The following is an 18,202-nucleotide window of genomic DNA, read 5'->3' as shown; positions in this document are numbered from 1 at the left end:
CTACACATAACGAGAGAACGATATGCTCGATTCCAAACTGTTACGCGGCCAACTTCAGGAAGTGGCGGATCGCCTGGCCTCCCGTGGCTTCAGCCTGGATGTCGCGCGCATCGAATCACTGGAAGAGCGCCGCAAGGCGGTGCAGACCCGCACCGAGCAGCTGCAGGCCGAGCGTAACGCCCGTTCCAAGTCGATCGGCCAGGCCAAGGCCAAGGGCGAAGACATCGCCCCGCTGATGGCAGACGTCGAGCGCATGGCCAACGAACTGGCCGCCGGCAAGAGTGAACTGGATGGTATCCAGGCCGAACTGGACGGCATCCTGCTGACCATCCCCAACCTGCCGGACGCCAGCGTACCGGTCGGTGCCAGCGAAGACGACAACGTCGAAGTGCGCCGCTGGGGCACGCCGGCTAGCTTCGATTTCGAGATCAAGGACCACGTCGCCCTGGGTGAAATCAGCGGTGGCCTGGACTTCGAAGCCGCGGCCAAGCTTTCTGGTGCGCGCTTTGCCGTGCTGCGTGGGCCAATCGCCCGCCTGCATCGCGCCCTGGCGCAGTTCATGATCAACCTGCACACCGGTGAGCATGGCTACGAAGAGCACTACACCCCTTACCTGGTGCAGGCACCGGCCCTGCAGGGCACCGGCCAGCTGCCGAAGTTCGAGGAGGACCTGTTCAAGATCACTCGCGATGGCGAAGCTGACTTCTACCTGATCCCGACTGCCGAAGTGTCGCTGACCAACCTGGTCGCCGAGCAGATCCTCGATGCCAAGCAACTGCCACTCAAGCTGGTCGCCCACACCCCGTGCTTCCGTAGTGAAGCCGGTGCGTCGGGCCGTGACACCCGCGGCATGATCCGCCAGCACCAGTTCGACAAGGTCGAGATGGTCCAGGTGGTCGAGCCGTCCAAGTCGATGGAAGCCCTGGAAGGCTTGACCGCCAACGCCGAGCGCGTGCTGCAGTTGCTGGAGCTGCCGTACCGCGTACTGGCCCTGTGCACCGGCGACATGGGCTTCGGCGCCGTGAAGACCTACGACCTCGAAGTGTGGGTGCCGAGCCAGGACAAGTACCGCGAGATCAGCTCCTGCTCCAACTGCGGTGACTTCCAGGCGCGCCGCATGCAGGCCCGCTGGCGTAACCCGGAAACCGGCAAGCCGGAGCTGGTGCATACCCTCAATGGCTCCGGCCTGGCCGTAGGCCGTACCCTGGTGGCCGTGCTGGAAAACTACCAGCAGGCTGACGGTTCGATCCGCGTACCGGACGTGCTGAAGCCGTACATGGGCGGCGTCGAGGTCATCCGCTAAATGGATTACCTGCCGCTGTTCCACAAGCTGCAGGGCGGCCGGGTACTGGTCGTCGGCGGCGGTGAGATCGCCCTGCGCAAGGCGCGCCTGCTGGCCGATGCCGGCGCCGTGCTGCGCGTGGTGGCGCCGGACATCGATGGCCAGCTGGCCGCGTTGGCACGGGAAGCTGGCGGTGAGGTGCTGGTGCGTGGCTATCAGGCGGCCGACCTGGTCGGCTGCCGGCTGGTAATCGCGGCCACCGACGACCCTGGGCTCAACGCCCAGGTGTCGGCCGATGCGCAGGCGCTGAGCCTGCCGGTCAACGTGGTGGATGCGCCGGCCCTGTGCACGGTGATCTTCCCGGCGATCGTCGACCGTTCACCCTTGGTGATCGCGGTGTCCAGTGGCGGTGACGCCCCGGTGCTGGCGCGGTTGATCCGCGCCAAGCTGGAGGCCTGGATCCCGTCGGCCTATGGCGAACTGGCCGGGCTGGCTGCGCGCTTCCGGCACAAGGTCAAAGCCTTGTACCCGGACGTCAATCAACGCCGCGGCTTCTGGGAAACGGTTTTCCAAGGGCCGATTGCCGAGCGCCAGCTGGCCGGGCAGGGCGCCGAGGCCGAACGCCTGTTGCAGGCGATGGTCGAGGGTGCTCCAGTGCAGCAGGGCGGCGAGGTTTATCTGGTGGGTGCTGGGCCGGGTGATCCGGACTTGCTGACCTTCCGTGCCTTGCGCCTGATGCAGCAGGCCGATGTGGTGCTGTACGACCGCCTGGTGGCACCGGCCATCATCGAGATGTGCCGGCGTGATGCCGAGCGTATCTACGTCGGCAAGCGCCGCGCCGACCATGCCGTGCCGCAGGACCAGATCAACCGCCTGCTGGTCGACCTCGCCCAGCAGGGCAAGCGTGTATTGCGCCTCAAGGGCGGTGACCCGTTCATCTTCGGCCGGGGTGGCGAAGAAATCGAAGAGCTGGCCGAGCAAGGTATCCCGTTCCAGGTGGTGCCGGGCATTACCGCGGCCAGTGGGTGTTCCGCTTATGGCGGTATTCCGCTGACTCACCGTGACTATGCCCAGTCGGTGCGCTTCGTCACCGGGCACCTCAAGGACGGCACCAGCAATCTGCCTTGGCATGACCTGGTGGCGCCGGCCCAGACCCTGGTGTTCTACATGGGGCTGGTGGGGTTGCCGACCATCTGTGCCGAGTTGATTCGCCATGGGCGGGCGGCCAGTACGCCGGCGGCCTTGGTGCAGCAGGGGACTACGCGCAATCAGCGGGTGTTTACCGGTACTTTGGCGGACCTGCCGCAGCTGGTGGCCGAGCATGAAGTGCATGCGCCGACCCTGGTGATTGTCGGGGAAGTGGTGCAACTGCGTGAAAAGCTGGCGTGGTTCGAAGGTTCGCAAAACAGCTGAAATCGTCGGGGCTGCTTCGCAGCCCATCGCCGGCAAGCGCGGCTCCTGCAAGACGGTGCAGACCTGAACTGTGGGAGCCGCGCTTGCCGGCGATGGACCGCAGAGCGCCCCCTGCAATCTCAAGCTAGAACAGCGGCACCGAATAGCTCACCGTCAGCCGGTTCTGATCCTGGTCCCACTCACTGGGCACCCCGCTGCGCAGCATGCCGTTGCGCCAGCTAAAGCCCAGCCCTTTGAACGTCCCGCTCTGCACCACGTAGTCCAGGGCGATGTCACGCTCCCATTCCTTCTCGTCTCCCCCGGACGCCATGCGGATGTTGGTGCCCTTCAGGTACGCCACCGAAGCCACCAGACCCGGCACGCCCAGCGCTGCGAAGTTGTAGCTGTACTGGCCAAAGGTGGTGCGCTCGCCCGCACGAGTGAAACTGGTCACCAGGCGGTCGGTAAACAGGTAGATGCTTGACCCGGCGGCACCTTCGCCGGTATTGCCCTGGTTCAGCTGAACGAAGTTGCCACTGTCGGACACCCGTTGGTGGCCCAGCAGCACGGCGTGGCCGCCGAGGGCGTAAGTGAACATCGCGCTCCAGGTGTCGTTGTCGATCTTGCCCGGCGTATCACCCAGGCCACTGGCCTGGTAGCCCGCCGCGCGGCCGCTGGCCGAGTCGTTGCGCCCGTGGGCATCGGTCTTGAAGTAGCGCAGGTCGGTGGTCAGCGACTGGTCGTCGGCCAGCGCCCAAGTGTGCACCAGGCCGGCAAAGTGCTGGATGTAGTAGTCCTGCAGTTGCGCTGCGTAGTACTGCAGCTTGAGGTCGCGCGTCAGCTGGTAGTCCGCGCCAGCGAAAAGGAATTCGTTGCTCTGGCGGGTGCCGCCCGCCACGGCCAGGCCTGAGCGGTTGGTCGAGCCGCGGCCGGTGGTGTGCTCCAGGCGGCCACCGATCAAGGTCAGGCCGTCAATTTCTTTCGAGCTGATCATGCCGCCTTCGAAGGTTTGCGGCAGCACCCGGCCGTCGTTGGCCACCAGGATTGGCAGCTTCGGCTGCAAAGTGCCGTAGCGCGCTTCGGTCTGCGAAAAACGCAGTTTGCCGGTCAGCCCCAGCCGGCTCCACTCATCCACGGCGCTGCCATCGCTGTCGTCGGGGATCATCGAGCTGCCGCGGTGGTTGCCGGCGCCACCGTCCAGGCGTACGCCGAGCATGCCCAGGGCGTCGAGGCCAAAGCCGACGGTACCGTCGGTGAAGCCGGACTTGTAGTCGAGCACGAAGCCTTGGGCCCATTCGGCGGTCTTGCTCTGCCCGGCTGACCCTGGGCGGTCGCGGAAGTCGTTGTTGAAGTAGTAGTTGCGCAGGTTGAGGTTGGCCTTGCCATCCTCGATGAATGCGGCCTGGGCTGCGGGCAGTGCGAAGGTGCTGGCGGTGAGCAGGTACAGGTGCGCGCGTGGCTTTCTTGTCATTGTTGTTTTCCTGAAGGCGTAAGGGCGCCCGAAACGTCCGGGCGCAAAGGGCGTGGTGCAGCGGTGGCTCAGTCGGGCAGCCATTCCTGCAGGGTCAGCTCGACCGTGATGAACGAGAGGTTGCGGCCACGCTGCAGGCGGCCGGCGAAGATGTTGCCGTCGGCATCGGCAAGTACGGCCTGCAGGCGGCTCTGCCCGGCGATGACCTCGCCGCTGAGGCTGAGGATCTCGATGCCCGGGCCCGGCACATGGATATCCTGCATGCCCTGGCGGCCAAGGTAGTGCAGCTCGCCGTCGATCAGGCTGCCTAGACCGCCACGGACCACGGCGCAGTTGATGCCGTGGCTGGCACAGAGCGCCTCGGCGCTGTCGATGATGTCTTCGTTGGGCTTGAGCCGGGCGACCACCAGGCGGCCCAGCTGGCCGCTCTGCACGTGCGACTCGGCGCTGTTTGGAGCAAGGGTCATGAGGCCTCCTTGAGCACGGGGTGCAACAGGTTGAACTGGGTTTCGGCATCCGGCTGCACTTGGTAGGCCACCTGGTCGAACAGGCACAGGCGCAGCACCAGCGGCTCGCTGCCGACGATCAGCCGGTTGAGCACCAGGTGGCCGCCGTGCTGTTGCCCGTCGCGGTCGATGAAACCAGCGTGGCAGTGCAGCAGCGGCGCGCCACCGGCATCGCGGCCGACGGTAAGGGCGCCGCTGATGAAGGTGATGTAGCCGTCCAGCACCACCGGCTGGCCGTAGTCGTAAGGGCGCTGGCTATCGCGGGTGGTGACCATGCGGTGGTAACTCAGGTGCGCCGCGCCACCACAGAGGATGCGCCCCACCGCGCTCTGGTAGCGGCAACCGTGCAGCACGGCCAGCAGGCCTTCGGCGACATTGCAGGCCAGCGGCAGCTCGACGCGCAGTTCCTGGCTGTGCGCCACCTCGCAATCGAGCAGGCGCGGCTGCTGCGGCAGGCCGCCATGGATGAAGTGGCGCACGCCGCCACGGGTTTCGAAGTGCGGTGTCATGCCGGCTGCTCCTGGCCCGCTTCGAGCAGCGCGCGGATGTGCTTCTTGACGATCTTGCCGTAGCCGGACTTCGGCATTTCGTGCCAGCGCACGAAGCGCTTGGGCCACTTGTAACGCGCCAGGCGCGGTTCAAGGTGAGCCAGCAGCTGTTCGTCGCTGACCTCGGCGGTGGTGACGATCACCGCGCAGCCACACTCACCCCATTTCTCGTCGGGCATCCCCAGCACCGCTACCTCGGTGACTGCCGGGTGGGTCAACAGCGCTTCTTCGATCTCCCGTGGGTACACGTTGGAGCCGCCGGAGATGTACATGTCTGAAGCGCGGCCGGTGATGAACAGGTAACCCTGATCGTCGACATGGCCGAGGTCGCCCGTGTGGAACCAGCCATGGCGGAAGCAAGCAGCGTTGGCTTCGGGGTTGTTGTAGTAGCCGGCAAACACCGCCGGGCCGCGCACGCAGATTTCGCCGTCGCTGCCGCTGGGCAATTCGGTGCCGTGCTCGTCGAGGATCGCCACCTGCATGCCGGTGCGCGGGTAGCCACAGGAGCCGACCTTGGCCTGCGGGCCATCCTCGGCGTGGTGGCAGTCGGCCGGCAGCACGGTGATGTTGCCGGTTACCTCGCCCAGGCCGTAATACTGCACCAGCACCTTGCCCAGGGTGCGCAGGGCGTGGCACTGGTCGGCGCGGTACATCGGCGCGCCGGCATAGATCACGTAGCGCAGGCTGCTGTGGTCGTAGCGGTCAACGGCCGGGTCTTCGGTGAGCATCTTGACGATGGTCGGCACTGTAAACAGGTTGTCGATGCGATGCTCCTGCACCAGCCGCCAGGCTTCGTCGCAGTCCAGCCGCTCGCCGGCTGGCAACACGCAGGCTGCGCCGCGGGCGACGTTGACCAGGGCGTGGATGCCGGCGCCATGGGACAGCGGGGCGAGCACCAGCGAGCGCGACTGCTGGCTCAGCCCGGGCATCAGGTCGGCCAGGTGGTTGTTGACGACGAAGGCCATCTGGCCGTGGGTGAGCACACCGGCCTTGGGGTGGCCGGTGGTGCCGGAGGTGTAGAAGAACCACAGCGGGTCGTGATAGTGCACCTCGGCCGGGCGGAAGGCCGCCTGCAGCGGCGCGCCCTCATCGAGCAAGGCGTCGTAGCCCAGTTCGCCGCAGCGTGGGCTGCCGATGGCGATGACTGTCTGCAAGGCAGGGGAAGCCGCGCGCACGGCGTCGACGTAATGACCGAAGCCTTCGTCGTAGAGCATCGCCACTGCGCCGCTGGAACTGCCCAGGTAAGCGGCTTCGGGCGGGGTGATACGCACGTTGGTCGGCACCCAGACCACGCCAAGGCGAAACGCCACCCAGGCACTTTCGAACAGTTGCAGGTTGTTGCGCGCATGCACCAGCAGCCGGTCGCCCTTGCCCAGGCCCCGTGCACGCAGGGCGGCGGCGACGCTGTCGACGCGCTGCAGCAGCTGGCGCCACGATACCCGCTGTTCGCCGCGGATGAAGCCCGGCTGCTCGGGCAAGCGGCGGGCCACCTGGGCCAGCAGCTCACCGAGGTTCATCACGTTGTCGATACCGGTCATAGCACGGCCTCCAGGATGCTCACGTAGTTGGTGACGGCCGCGCCGCCCATGTTGAACACCCCGGCGCGGTCGGCGCGGGGCAGTTGCATGTCACGGGCCTCGCCGCTGAGCTGCATGGCCGCCATCACGTGCATCGACACCCCGGTGGCGCCGATCGGGTGGCCCTTGGACTTGAGCCCACCGGACGGGTTGATGGGCAGGCGGCCGTCCTTGCGGCTGATGCCCTCGGCGATCACCCTTGCGCCCTGGCCACGTTCGGCCAGGCCCATGGCCTCGTATTCGAGCAGCTCGGCGATGGTGAAGCAGTCGTGGGTCTCCACCAGCGACAGGTCATCGAGGGTCAGCCGTGCCTGGGTCAGCGCCTGCTGCCAGGCCCGCGCCGCGCCTTCGAACACCGTGGGGTCGCGGCGCGACAGCGGCAGGTAGTCGTTGACTTGCACCGCCGCACGAAAGCGCACCGCGGGGCCATCGCTGCGGTGCTGGTCGGCACGGCTGATCACCAGTGCTGCGGCGCCATCGCTGATCAGCGAGCAGTCGCTGCGCTTGAGCGGGCCGGCGACGAAGGGGTTTTTCTCCGAGGGCGTGCGGCAGAACTCGAAGCCGACGTCACGGCGCATGTGGGCGTACGGGTTGAGGGCGCCGTTGGCGTGGTTCTTGGCGGCGATCATCGCCAGAGCGTCGGACTGGTCGCCATAACGCGCGAAGTAGGCGCTGGCGATATTGCCGAATACCCCGGCGAAGCCGCTCTCGATATCCGCTTCCTCACGGGCGTAGCAGCACTTGAGCAGGATCTTGCCGACCTCGGCGGTGGGCAGGCTGTTCATCTTTTCGAAACCGACGACCAGTGCATGCCGGGACTGGCCGCTGAGCACTGCCTGCAAGGCCGAGTGGATGGCCGCGGAACCGGTGGAGCAGGCGTTTTCCACCCGCACCGCCGGGGTGAAGCGCAGGGCCGGGATATGGTTGGCGAGCAGCGCAGAGGGGAAGTCCTGGTACAGGAACCCGGCGTTGAAGTGGCCGACATGTACCGAGTGGATCTGTTCTGGATCAAGCCTGGCGTGGGCCAGCGCGCCGAGGGCGGCGTCAGCCAGCATGCGCTCGGGGTCGATATCGGGAAACTTGCCGAAAGGGGCGTGGTACCAGCCGCTGATCAGGGGTGAATCCATGAGGTGAGTCCTCGCTCGATGGGTTTGCGAGGTCGATGGCAAGAACGGTGCCAGCCCCTTGGCAAGGCGTCTGGGCCGTGCTTTTGTGGCCGTTGGCGAGGGTGTCGGCAGGTAGCAGGTGGGTGCTACAGGTGTCGCCCTGATGGCCTGGGCGACAGGTCAGGGAGACACCTGTTACACCCCGAGGGGCGCTACCGGCGCCGCATCACAAATTGATACAACGCCGCCTGCTCTGGCAGATGCCTTGTGAAACAGTGGCTTAGGCCCTGATCAAGGCTGGCGCGAGCACCGTTTCGCTCGGCCAGCCAAGGGTGGCACCCCTATTGCTAAGTCACTGTCACCATCGCCTTATCCCACTCGATCAATAAGAACAAATAGGTCAGGAGAGCTACATGAGCGATTTCACCCGCCGTTCCTTCATCAAGACGGCCTCCATGGCATCGGCCGCGGTCGCCGCCGCCGGCCTGGGCCTGTACAGCAGCAACACGCGCGCTGCCGATTTCAAACTCAAGTTCGCCAACAACCTGCCCATCAGCCACCCGATGAACGTACGCGCCCGGGCCATGGCCAAGGCGATCAAGGAGGAAACCAACGGCGCGCTGACCGTGCAGGTGTTCCCCAGCAGCCAGCTGGGCAGCGACACCGACACCCTGGCCCAGGTGCGCTCCGGTGCGGTGGACCTGTTCTCGTTGTCACCGGTGATCCTCGGCACCATGGTGCCGTCGGTGCAGATCAGCGCCGTGGGCTTTGCCTTCAAGGACTACCAGCAGGTGTGGAGTGCCATGGACGGCGCGCTCGGCGAGCATGTGCGCGGTGAAATCGCCAAGACCGGCACGCTGTTCGCGTTCGACCGCATGTGGGACAACGGCTTTCGCGTCACCACCACCAGCACCCGGCCGGTGGCCAGCCCCGACGACCTGCGCGGCATGAAGCTGCGGGTGCCGCCGAGCCCGATCATCATGTCGATCTTCCGCGCCCTGGAAGCGGCGCCAACGAGCATCAACTTCGCCGAAGTGTACTCGGCGCTGCAGACGCGCATCGTCGAAGGCCAAGAGAACCCCATGACCCTGGTGTCCTCGGCCAAGCTGTACGAAGTGCAGAAGTACTGCTCACTGACCAACCATGTGTGGGACGGCTTCTGGATGCTCGGCAACAGCGCCTCGTTCGCCCGGCTGCCAGCGGACATGCAGGCGATTTTGCGCAAGCATATCGACGCAGCGGTGATGGGCCAGCGCGAAGACCTCGCCAAGCTCGAAGGCAGCACCCGCGATACCTTGAAGGGGCAGGGCCTGGAGTTGGTGGAAGCGCCGGCCGATGCCTTCCGTGACAAGCTGCGCAGCGCCAACTACTACGCCGACTGGCACGACAAGTTCGGCGAGCAGGCCTGGGCCATCCTCGAGCAGTTTTCCGGGAAGCTGGCATGATGCGCGCCCCAGCGCTACCGGCCTCCACCGTTTCGCAGCGCCTGCCGGCCCGGGTGCTGATCTGCCTCAACAGCTGGGCCATGCGCCTGGTAGGCGTGATTGCGGTCGCCTTGATGGTGATCGAGACCTTCGTGCTGTTGGCGGGGGTGATTGCCCGCTACGTGTTGCACAGCCCGCTGATCTGGTCCGACGAGCTGGCCTCGTCGCTGTTCATCTGGCTGGCGATGTTCGGCGCGGTGCTGGCGCTGGACCGAGGCGAGCACATGCGCATGTCGGCGCTGGTGAACAAGCTGCCCGACGCCTGGCGTGGCTTCAGCGAGACGCTGTCGGCGCTGATCGTCTGCCTGTTCGTGGCCATGATCATCTCGCCGGCCATGCAGCATTCCCACGAGCAGATGTGGATCACCACCCCGGCGCTGGGCATCCCCGATGGCGTACGCGCGGCGGCCTTGCCGGTGGGCGCGGTGCTGATGCTGCTGGCGGCAGTGGCGCGCATGGCACGCTACTCCACGGTGCGCCAGTTCATGGCCGGGCTGGCCGTGGTCGGCACGGTGGCGGCGGCACTGTGGTTGGCCCAGCCGCTGCTGGCGGCCATGGGCAACTACAACCTGGTGGTGTTCTTCCTGGTGCTGCTGGGTGCCTGCGTGTTCGGCGGCATCCCCATCGCATTCGCCTTCGGCACCGCGACCATGGCCTACCTGGCGCTGGCAACCCATGCGCCGCTGTCGATCGTGGTCGGGCGCATGGATGAAGGCATGTCGCACATGGTGCTGCTGGCCGTGCCGCTGTTCGTGTTGCTGGGCGTGGTGTTGCAACTGTCGGGCATGGCGCGCACGTTGATCGACTTCATGGCCTCGCTGCTCGGCCATGTGCGCGGCGGCCTGCAATACGTGCTGCTGGGGGCGATGTTCCTGGTGTCGGGGATCTCTGGCTCCAAGGTCGCCGACATGGCCGCCGTGGCCCCGGCGCTGTTCCCGGAAATGAAACGCCGCGGTTCCAAGCCCGAAGAGCTGGCGGCGCTGCTGTCGGCCACCGGGGCGATGACCGAGACCATTCCGCCGAGCCTGGTGCTGATCACCATCGGCGCGGTGTGCAGCGTCTCGATCACCGCGCTGTTCATCGGCGGGCTGATGCCGGCGGTGGTGGCGACCCTGGCCATTGCGGTGGTGTGCTGGTGGCGCTCGCGCAAGGATGAACGCCCGGCCATCGAGCGTGCACCGCTGTCGCGGGTGGCCAAGACCTTCCTGATTGCCTTGCCAGCGCTGGCGCTGCCGCTGCTGATTCGCGTGGCGGTGCTGGAAGGGGCGGCCACTGCCACCGAGGTATCGACCATCGGCGTGGCCTACGTGGTGCTGGTGGGCCTGGTGATGCACCTGTTCATGCGCCATATCGAATGGCGCCGGCTGTACCCGATGCTGCTGGAAGCGGCGGCGCTGTCGGGGGCGATCCTGCTGATCATCGGCATGGCTTCGTCGATGGCCTGGGCGCTGACCCAGTCGGGCTTTTCGCAGTCGCTGGTGGAGCTGATCGAGGACATTCCCGGCGGCGTCATCGGCTTCATGGTGGTGACCATCCTCACCTTCCTGATCCTCGGCAGCGTGCTGGAGGGCATCCCCGCCATCGTGCTGTTCGGCCCGTTGATGTTCCCTTTGGCCGAGCTGCTCGGCATTCACCCGGTGCACTACGCCATGGTGGTGATCCTGGCCATGGGTGTGGGGCTGTTCGCACCGCCGCTGGGGGTGGGCTTCTATGCCGCCTGCGCCATCAGCAAGACCTCTTCCGACCACGTTATCCGCCGCGTCTGGGGTTACCTCGGCGCGCTGCTGGTGGCGCTGGCGGTCGTTGCCTGTTTCCCGTGGATTTCCATCGGTTTCCTCTGAGAGAGCCCTGACATGAGCCAAGCTGCGAAAACGACTTTGCCTGTATCCGCCCACGGACGCGTGGCCCTGGTGACCGGTGCCGCCATGGGCATCGGTGCGGCCATTGCCGAACGCCTGGGGTATGACGGCCATACGGTGGTAGTGGCCGACATCAACCTCAAGGCCGCCGAGGAGATGGTCGCCGGCCTGCAAGCCCAAGGCATCGATGCCCTGGCCCTGGCCATCGACATCGGTGATGCAGCGTCGATCAGCGCGCTGTTCGACACCCTGCGCGAGCGCTGCGGGCGTTGCGATGTGCTGGTCAACAATGCCGGCATCGCCCGCACGCAAGCATTCCTGGACACTGAACTGGAGGGCTGGCAGCGGCTGATGAATGTCAACCTCACCGGCACTTTGCTGTGCAGCCAGCAGGCGGCGCAGTTGATGCGCGAGCAGGGCTGGGGGCGGATCATCAACGTGGCCTCGATCAGCGGCATGCGCGCCAGCATGGGGCGCACTGCTTATGGCACGTCAAAGGCGGCGGTGATCGGCCTGACCCGGCAGATGGCCATCGAGCTGGCCGAGCATGGCATTACTGTCAACGGCATCGCCCCAGGGCCTGTGGACACGCCACTGACGCGCACCTTGCACTCGGCGGCGACCCGCGAGTCGTACGCCCGGGCGGTGCCGTTGCGGCGCTACGGCACGCCGGCGGAGATGGCTGGAGCGGTGGCGTTTCTGGCGTCGGAGGATGCGTCGTACATCAGCGGGCATGTGATCCCGGTGGATGGCGGGTTCATGGCGTCGGGGATTCTGGAGATCTGAAGCGGACCCCTGTGGGAGCGGGTTTAGCAGCGATGAATCCAACGCGGTGCTTGGCACCGGCTGTGCCGGTGTTCGCGGCTAAAGCCGCTCCTACAGGGAGCGCGCCAGCTTGTTAGAGCACGTAGGGGGGGCAGTCTTCTGTCTGGCGCCGCGCCTCGTCTTCCCGCGTCGCCTGTTCGCCGGCTTGCAGCGCAGTTTCGACGAAGGTGGCGATGCACGGGTTGTGGTTGTCGGCCTTCCACACCGCCACCACCTCGATCACCGGGGCTTCGCGCAAGGGCCGGAAACTGGTGCTGGCCAGGCGCATGTTGCGCATCGAACGCGGCACGATGGCCACCCCCAGGCCTTCGCCGACCAGGTTGACGATGGTTTGCTGCATGTTGATCTCCAGGCCGATGTTTGGCGTTACCCCGTGCTGCAGGCAGTAGCCGCAGATCATGTCGTGCAGGGCAGGGGCGATGCGCCGGGGCACGATGATGAAGGTCTCGTCAGCCAGTTCGCGCGGCTCCACCAGCGCTTGCCAGGCCAGGCGGTGGCCGGGGGGCAGCACCAGGGTCATTTCCTCGCGATACAGCGTGACCGTCTCAAGGCCCGTGCAATCCTGCGGGCGGTACATGATCGCCACATCCTTGTTGCCGCTGCTGATGTCCTGGGCCAGGTCCAGCGGCAAGGTTTCGGTGAGCTTGAGGTTCACCTGCGGATACAGCGCAGCATAGCGCCGGGTAATGGCCGGGGTGATGCTGTAGGCCGTGGACATCATGAACCCCACCGACAATTCGCCCGCCGCCCCCCGCGCTGCAGCCAGGGCATTGCGCTTGGCCTGTTCAAAAGCGGCGAACACCGTGCCGGTGTCGAGGTAGAAGCGCTGGCCGGCCTCGGTCAGCTCCACCCGCCGGCGCGAGCGGTCGAACAGCTTGACCCCCAGCTCTTCCTCCAGCAACGCGATCTGCCGTGACAGCGGCGGTTGGGAGATGTGCAGCCGTTCGGCGGCGCGGCCGAAATGCAGGGTTTCGGCCAGGGTGCGGAAGTACTGAAGGTGGCGCAGTTCGATCATGATGCTCTCAAAGGTATCAGTCGATGCTTGATTATGTATTGGAAAATATAACTGTGCCTCCCTAATGTGAACCTGCAACACCCCTTCGGCCCCGGCGGCGCCACAAGCGCCGCCCGCCGGCATAGTCACAAGCTATAGAACAAGAAAAAGGTGACGCTAATGACCGCTTTGACCGACCCTGTTCGCCCTGGCCTGCCCGCTGTTCCCGAATGTGATATCGCCCATGACAGCGACCCGCTGGTGCGCCAGGCCTTCCGCCGTGCGCTGCGCCTGATGGAGCGTGGCATCGCCGTGTTGATCCGCGGCGAGACCGGTACCGGCAAGGAGATCCTCGCCCGCGCCCTGCATGCCCACAGCCAGCGCCGCGCCGCCCAGCTGGTGGCGCTGAATTGCGCGTCCATCCCCGAGACGCTGATCGAAAGCGAGCTGTTCGGCTACAGCCGTGGCGCCTTCTCCGGTGCACTGCCGGGGGGCAAGAAGGGCAAGGTGCAGCAGGCCGATGGCGGCACACTGTTTCTCGATGAAATCGGCGACATGCCGTTCGAGCAGCAGACCCGACTGCTGCGGGTAATTGCCGAACGCGAAGTGACCCCTCTGGGCGCCGAGCGCAGCGTGCCGGTGAACTTCGCCCTGGTCTGCGCCACGCACCAGGACCTGGCGGCGCGGGTGGCCGATGGCAGCTTCCGTGAAGACTTGTTCTATCGCATCGCCACTGGCGTAGTGGAGCTGCCGCCGCTGCGCGAGCGCAATGACCGCGGCGAGCTGCTGTGCAACATGGTCGCCTACGAGCTGCCAGGCTGCGACCCACGCCAGGTGCTGAGCGAAGTCTGGGCGCTGCTGCTGGCGCACCCGTGGCCCGGGAACCTGCGCCAGATGCGCGCGGTAGTGCGCTACGCCTGCGCGGTGATGGAAGGCGCGCGCATCCAGCGCTGCGACCTGCCGCTGGACTTCCTCGGGCAGTGCCAGGCGCCGCGCCCGCTGCCGGCCAACATCACCCCGATCCGCCGCCCGGCGCAACAGGGCGATGAGCGCGCCGACGTGCTCGGCACCCTCCAGGCATGCCGCTGGAACATGTCTGCCGCCGCTCGCGAGCTGGGTATCTGCCGGCCCTCGCTGTACCGGGTGATGCGTCGGCTGGACATCCCGCCGCTCAAGGAACAGCTGGCACTGGGGGCCTGCGGTACCGCCTGAGCCCGTTCTCGTTCGCACATACGACCAACGCCCTTTGCCATGAAGAGGGCGCGCCTGGCTACGGCCTTTTGAAGGGATAACCACCATGAGCAACACTGCCGTGCACGCTGCACTGAATTTCACCCTGGCCGGGCGCACCGCGCTGGTTACCGGCGCCGCCCGAGGCATCGGCCACGCCATTGCTGCGGCGCTGGGGTATGGCGGGGCGCGGGTCGCGCTGTGCGACCTGGACCCGGACGCTGCCGAACTGGCTGCTGCGCGCTTGCGCGAACAGGGCGTCGAGGCGATTGGCGTGGGGGTTGATGTGGCCGACGAGGCGCAGGTGCAGGCGATGGTCGAGCAGGTCGAGGCGCAGCTGGGTGGCGTCGACATCCTGGTCAACAACGCCGGGATCGTCTCCACCGCGCCGCTGCTGGAAGTGACCACGGCGGAGTGGAACCGGGTGATGGCCATCGACCTCAACAGCGTGTTCTTCTGCGCCAAGGCCGTGCTGCCGGGCATGATGGCGCGGCGTGGCGGGCGCATCATCAATATCGCCTCGGTGGCTGGCAAGCGTGGCGGCGGGTTGTTGGGCAACAGTTGCTACGCGGCGGCCAAGGGCGCGGTGATCGCCCTGACCAAGGGCCTGGCGCGCGAGGCGGGGCCTTACGACATCACGGTCAATGCCGTATCGCCCGCCTTGACCGATACCGAGATGACCAGCGTGTTGGCGCCGCAGGCCAGGGCTCAGGTGCTGGCACAGATGCCGCTTGGGCGGGCGGGAACACCGCGGGATATTGCGGCGGCGGTGTGCTTCCTGGCGTCGGCCGAGGCGGGGTTCGTGACCGGGGAAATCATGGATGTGGATGGTGGCTTCATGCGCGACTGATAGAGCGTCGGGGCCGCAAAGCGACCCCGGCCATTTCAAGCCTGCCAGATCCCTTTGCCCGCCAAGCGTTCCCGGTCATGGGGCTGGTTGAAGTCCTGCAACGGGCCCTTGGGCACGATGCCGTTCGGGTTGATGGTCTTGTGGCTCATGTAGTAGTGCTTCTGGATGTGCTCCATGTTCACGGTGCTGGCCACACCCGGCCACTGGTACAGCTCACGCAGCCAGTTGGACAGGTTGTGGTAGTCGCTCAGGCGGCGCAGGTTGCACTTGAAGTGGCCGTGGTACACCGCATCGAAACGCACCAGGGTGGTGAACAGGCGCACATCGGCCTCGGTCAGGTACTCGCCCGCCAGGTAGCGATTGCGGCTCAGCAGGTCTTCCAGGTGATCCAGTTCGTTGAACACCTCATCGAAGGCAGCCTCATAGGCATCCTGCGTGGTGGCGAAGCCTGCGCGGTACACGCCGTTGTTCACGGCCGGGTAGATACGTTCGTTCAACGCCTCGATGGCCGGGCGCAGCGGCTCGGGATACAGGTCCAGCGTGTTGCCGGTCAGCTCGTTGAACGCGCTGTTGAAGATGCGGATGATCTCTGACGACTCGTTGTTGACGATGCGCTTTTCTTGCTTGTCCCACAGCACGGGCACGGTCACGCGGCCGGTGTAGTGCGGGTCGTCCTGGGTGTAGCGCTGGTGCAGGTACTGCAGGGCATCGAGGTGGTCGCCGCTGGAGCCTTGCTGTTGGTCGAAGGTCCAGCCATGGTCCTGCATCAGCCAGCTGACCACCGACACATCGATCAGTGGCTCAAGGCCTTTGAGTGCGCGCAAGATCAGGGTGCGGTGGGCCCATGGGCAGGCCAGCGAAACGTACAGGTGATAGCGACCGGCTTCGGGGGCGGGCAGTGGGTTGCGACGCTGGGCGTTTTCGCGTTTGAAGGTGCCGTCCTTGCCGTTTTCATACCACTGGTCGTGCCAGCGGCCGTCGATCAAAAGGCCCATGATGAGCTCCTCGGAAACAAAATTGTTTGTCGTTGGAGCCCAGTCTAGGGGAAATCGTTCGAACAACTAGCGCAAAGAATGCCCTCTAACCATCTAGTTATTCGATTGGTTTCGTGCGGCCCAATAGCCACGTGCGGTGGTGAATGCCTGTTCGCGATCTTGCCCCAGACCACGCAGCGCCAGGGCCATGGTCGCCACCACGGCCATTTCGCCGTAGCTGTCTTCTGCCTCGCCGCGCCACACTGCCTGCAACTGCTCGGGCTGCAGGCTGGGGGGCTTCACGTGGCGGCGTTCGCTGAGCGCCGGCCATTCCTCATCCCAGGCTTCGCCTGCGCGGGTGCCGTAAAGGTGGCTGATGACATCGGGATTGACCTCGATCTCGCCACCATCGCCCTTGATCACTACGGCATGGTCGCCGAGCAGGCGGCTGGCTTCACGGTGCACAGCCTGGTAGCCGGGGTGGAAGATGCTCTGCAGGCCACAACGCGCACTCAGCGGATTGAGCACCCGCGCCAAGGAATGGATGGGCGAGCGCAGGCCCAGGGTGTTGCGCAGGTCAATCATCCGCTGCAGCTGCGGCGCCCAGTCGTGCAGCGGGGCGAATGCCAGGCGCTGCTGGTCGAGGGCCTGGCTGACCGCGGCCCAGTCGCGGCACAGTGGGATTTCCAGCAGTGCCAGCAACTGTTCGGTATACATGCGCCCAGCGGTGTGCGCGCCGCCCCCGTGCATGAGGATGCGCACGCCATTGGCGGCCAGGCACTTGGCGCTGAGCAGGTACCAGGGCAGATGGCGCTTCTTGCCGGCGTAGGTCGGCCAGTCGATGTCCACGGCAATGCGCGGCGCCTGCAGGTGCGCGCGCAGGGCTTCGGTGAAGCCGGCGAGCTCTTCGGCGCTTTCTTCCTTGTGCCGCAACAGCATCAGGAAGGCACCCAGCTGGGTGTCTTCGACTTTGCCTTCGAGCAGCAGGGTCATGGCGGCGCGGGCTTCCTCGCGGGTCAGGCCGCGGGCGCCGCGTTTGCCTTTGCCAAGGATGCGCACGAATTCGGCGAACGGGTGTTCGGCCGGGGTTTCCAGGGTCAGCGGGCGGGCGTCGGTCATATGCAATTGGTCGGCTTGGGCAGGCCCGCCAGCTTGGCGGCGAGTTTGGCGGGGGTGCCGTTGAACAGGCGGTTGAGGTGCGGGCTGTTGCCCTTTTCCGTGCCCAGCTTGAGCGCGGTGTACTTGATCAGCGGGCGGGTGGCCGGCGACAGCTGGTACTCATCGTAGAACTGGCGCAGCAGTTCGAGGATTTCCCAGTGGTCGGCGGTCAGTGCGATGCTTTCGCGCTCGGCCAGGGCCTCGGCGACGGGGTGCGACCAGTCTTGCAGGTCGACCAGAAAGCCGTCCTTGTCCAGGGCGATGGCGCGTTCGCCAACGTTCAGCGTACTCATAGCCAGCTATTGACCTTGTCGTAGTGCAGCGACAGCTCGACGAAGGCCTGGTAGTCCAAGGCCTTGGCCAGCGTGCTGCTGATGGCACGGGCCTGCAGGTCTTCGTCGAGGGCGAACAGGCGTTGTGCCAAGTTGGCAACCTGCAACTGGCGCTGGGCGTCGCTGCCTTCGCGCAGGGCGTAGACGGCGTCTCCGCACAGCAGCACGCCGTCTTCAGCGTCCAGCAGGCGCAGGCAGCTGTCCAGGCGCTCGTCGCCGAACGGGGAGTGGGATAACACGTGAAGGGTTGGCATCAGAGCGTCACCACTTGGTCGAAACGGGCAATCAGGGCTTTCAGGGCGCCATCGTCCAGCGCCTCCACCGGCAGCTCCAGGCCATCGGCGGCCAGGCCACGGCGCGCCAGGCTATGCTGGCAGGCGAACAGCTCCTCGACGCCGAACATCGGCAGCGCCTGCAGGTTGGCGGCGAGGTTCTTCTGCTGCACGGCGGCCGGTTGCTGGCCGGGTGCCAGTTGGAACACGCCGTCATCAAGGAACAGCATGGCCAGCGGCAAGTCGAACGCGCCACCGGCCAGGGCAATATCCAGCGCTTCGCGGGCGGACGGGCCGTTCCACGGCGCCTGGCGGCTGATGATCAACATCGATTTGGCCATT

General features: G+C 66.0%; 18 protein-coding genes. 7 read left to right on the top strand and 11 right to left on the bottom strand.

The genetic code is table 11. The features are described from left to right. Positions 1 to 22: 22 nt before the first annotated feature. Positions 23 to 1,303 (top strand): serine--tRNA ligase, encoded by a 1,281-nt coding sequence (gene serS / locus H040_RS01065; protein WP_027919736.1) that lies wholly within the window; start codon positions 23 to 25, stop codon positions 1,301 to 1,303. Then, a complete protein-coding gene (gene cysG / locus H040_RS01060) occupies positions 1,304 to 2,695 on the top strand; it encodes a siroheme synthase CysG (protein WP_027919737.1) in 1,392 nt (463 codons plus the stop codon). 124 nt (positions 2,696 to 2,819) lie between these two features. Here the strand turns inward: cysG and H040_RS01055 are convergent, their stop codons facing one another. The 5 genes from H040_RS01055 to H040_RS01035 all read right to left on the bottom strand — a co-directional run bounded on the left by H040_RS01055 (position 2,820) and on the right by H040_RS01035 (position 7,903). Further along, a complete protein-coding gene (locus H040_RS01055; protein ID WP_027919738.1) occupies positions 2,820 to 4,145 on the bottom strand; it encodes an OprD family porin in 1,326 nt (441 codons plus the stop codon). A gap of 68 nt (positions 4,146 to 4,213) precedes the next feature. Next, positions 4,214 to 4,612: a PPC domain-containing DNA-binding protein gene (locus tag H040_RS01050; protein ID WP_027919739.1), complete on the bottom strand. Its 399-nt coding sequence runs from the start codon at positions 4,610 to 4,612 to the stop codon at positions 4,214 to 4,216. Then, positions 4,609 to 5,160, bottom strand: a complete 552-nt coding sequence (locus tag H040_RS01045; RefSeq protein ID WP_027919740.1) for a hypothetical protein — start codon at positions 5,158 to 5,160, stop codon at positions 4,609 to 4,611. The genes H040_RS01050 and H040_RS01045 overlap by 4 nt, the downstream gene beginning before the upstream one ends. Next, the gene (locus H040_RS01040; protein WP_081784314.1) at positions 5,157 to 6,737 is read right to left on the bottom strand and encodes an acyl-CoA synthetase; all 1,581 of its coding nucleotides are present in this window, start codon (positions 6,735 to 6,737) and stop codon (positions 5,157 to 5,159) included. Before H040_RS01040 ends, H040_RS01045 begins: the two co-directional genes overlap by 4 nt. Continuing rightward, positions 6,734 to 7,903: an acetyl-CoA acetyltransferase gene (locus H040_RS01035; protein WP_027919741.1), complete on the bottom strand. Its 1,170-nt coding sequence runs from the start codon at positions 7,901 to 7,903 to the stop codon at positions 6,734 to 6,736. Before H040_RS01035 ends, H040_RS01040 begins: the two co-directional genes overlap by 4 nt. A 392-nt stretch (positions 7,904 to 8,295) precedes the next feature. Between H040_RS01035 and H040_RS01030 the strand changes: the two genes are divergently transcribed. Genes H040_RS01030 through H040_RS01020 form a run of 3 tightly spaced genes read left to right on the top strand, consistent with a single transcriptional unit; the run spans position 8,296 to position 12,011 of the window. After that, the gene (locus H040_RS01030) at positions 8,296 to 9,327 is read left to right on the top strand and encodes a TRAP transporter substrate-binding protein (RefSeq protein WP_027919742.1); all 1,032 of its coding nucleotides are present in this window, start codon (positions 8,296 to 8,298) and stop codon (positions 9,325 to 9,327) included. Then, positions 9,324 to 11,207 carry a TRAP transporter large permease gene (locus H040_RS01025; protein ID WP_027919743.1) on the top strand — a complete coding sequence of 628 codons (1,884 nt, stop codon included), beginning with the start codon at positions 9,324 to 9,326 and terminating at the stop codon, positions 11,205 to 11,207. The genes H040_RS01030 and H040_RS01025 overlap by 4 nt, the downstream gene beginning before the upstream one ends. 12 nt (positions 11,208 to 11,219) lie before the next feature. Next, positions 11,220 to 12,011, top strand: coding sequence for an SDR family NAD(P)-dependent oxidoreductase (locus tag H040_RS01020; protein WP_050437234.1), 792 nt, complete (start codon positions 11,220 to 11,222; stop codon positions 12,009 to 12,011). 112 nt (positions 12,012 to 12,123) lie between these two features. Here H040_RS01020 and H040_RS01015 read toward each other — a convergent pair whose 3' ends face one another. Next, positions 12,124 to 13,065 carry a LysR family transcriptional regulator gene (locus tag H040_RS01015; RefSeq protein WP_050437235.1) on the bottom strand — a complete coding sequence of 314 codons (942 nt, stop codon included), beginning with the start codon at positions 13,063 to 13,065 and terminating at the stop codon, positions 12,124 to 12,126. Positions 13,066 to 13,224: 159 nt separating this feature from the next. Here H040_RS01015 and H040_RS01010 point away from each other — a divergent pair, with 159 nt between their 5' ends. Then, on the top strand, positions 13,225 to 14,256 hold the full coding sequence (locus H040_RS01010; protein ID WP_027919745.1) for a sigma-54-dependent Fis family transcriptional regulator: 1,032 nt from the start codon (positions 13,225 to 13,227) through the stop codon (positions 14,254 to 14,256). A gap of 85 nt (positions 14,257 to 14,341) precedes the next feature. Beyond that, on the top strand, positions 14,342 to 15,124 hold the full coding sequence (locus H040_RS01005) for an SDR family NAD(P)-dependent oxidoreductase (RefSeq protein ID WP_033696377.1): 783 nt from the start codon (positions 14,342 to 14,344) through the stop codon (positions 15,122 to 15,124). Positions 15,125 to 15,159: 35 nt separating this feature from the next. On the opposite strand, the gene H040_RS01000 is transcribed toward H040_RS01005, so the two are convergent. The 5 genes from H040_RS01000 to tusC form a co-directional block, all read right to left on the bottom strand. Beyond that, entirely contained in the window at positions 15,160 to 16,119 is a 960-nt protein-coding gene (locus H040_RS01000) for a glutathione S-transferase family protein (protein WP_027919747.1), read from the bottom strand. Positions 16,120 to 16,212: 93 nt separating this feature from the next. Beyond that, positions 16,213 to 17,217 (bottom strand): glycosyl transferase family protein, encoded by a 1,005-nt coding sequence (locus H040_RS00995; protein ID WP_027919748.1) that lies wholly within the window; start codon positions 17,215 to 17,217, stop codon positions 16,213 to 16,215. Then, a complete protein-coding gene (locus tag H040_RS00990) occupies positions 17,214 to 17,549 on the bottom strand; it encodes a TusE/DsrC/DsvC family sulfur relay protein (RefSeq protein WP_027919749.1) in 336 nt (111 codons plus the stop codon). Before H040_RS00990 ends, H040_RS00995 begins: the two co-directional genes overlap by 4 nt. Further along, positions 17,546 to 17,842: a sulfurtransferase complex subunit TusB gene (tusB, locus tag H040_RS00985; protein WP_027919750.1), complete on the bottom strand. Its 297-nt coding sequence runs from the start codon at positions 17,840 to 17,842 to the stop codon at positions 17,546 to 17,548. The genes H040_RS00990 and tusB overlap by 4 nt, the downstream gene beginning before the upstream one ends. Continuing rightward, entirely contained in the window at positions 17,842 to 18,201 is a 360-nt protein-coding gene (tusC, locus tag H040_RS00980) for a sulfurtransferase complex subunit TusC (RefSeq protein WP_027919751.1), read from the bottom strand. The genes tusB and tusC overlap by 1 nt, the downstream gene beginning before the upstream one ends. Between the last annotated feature and the right edge of the window lies 1 nt (position 18,202).

It is taken from the genome of Pseudomonas sp. URMO17WK12:I7 (assembly GCF_003269045.1).
Lineage (GTDB): Bacteria > Pseudomonadota > Gammaproteobacteria > Pseudomonadales > Pseudomonadaceae > Aquipseudomonas > Aquipseudomonas putida_J.
This window is presented reverse-complemented; position numbering and strand designations above follow the sequence as displayed.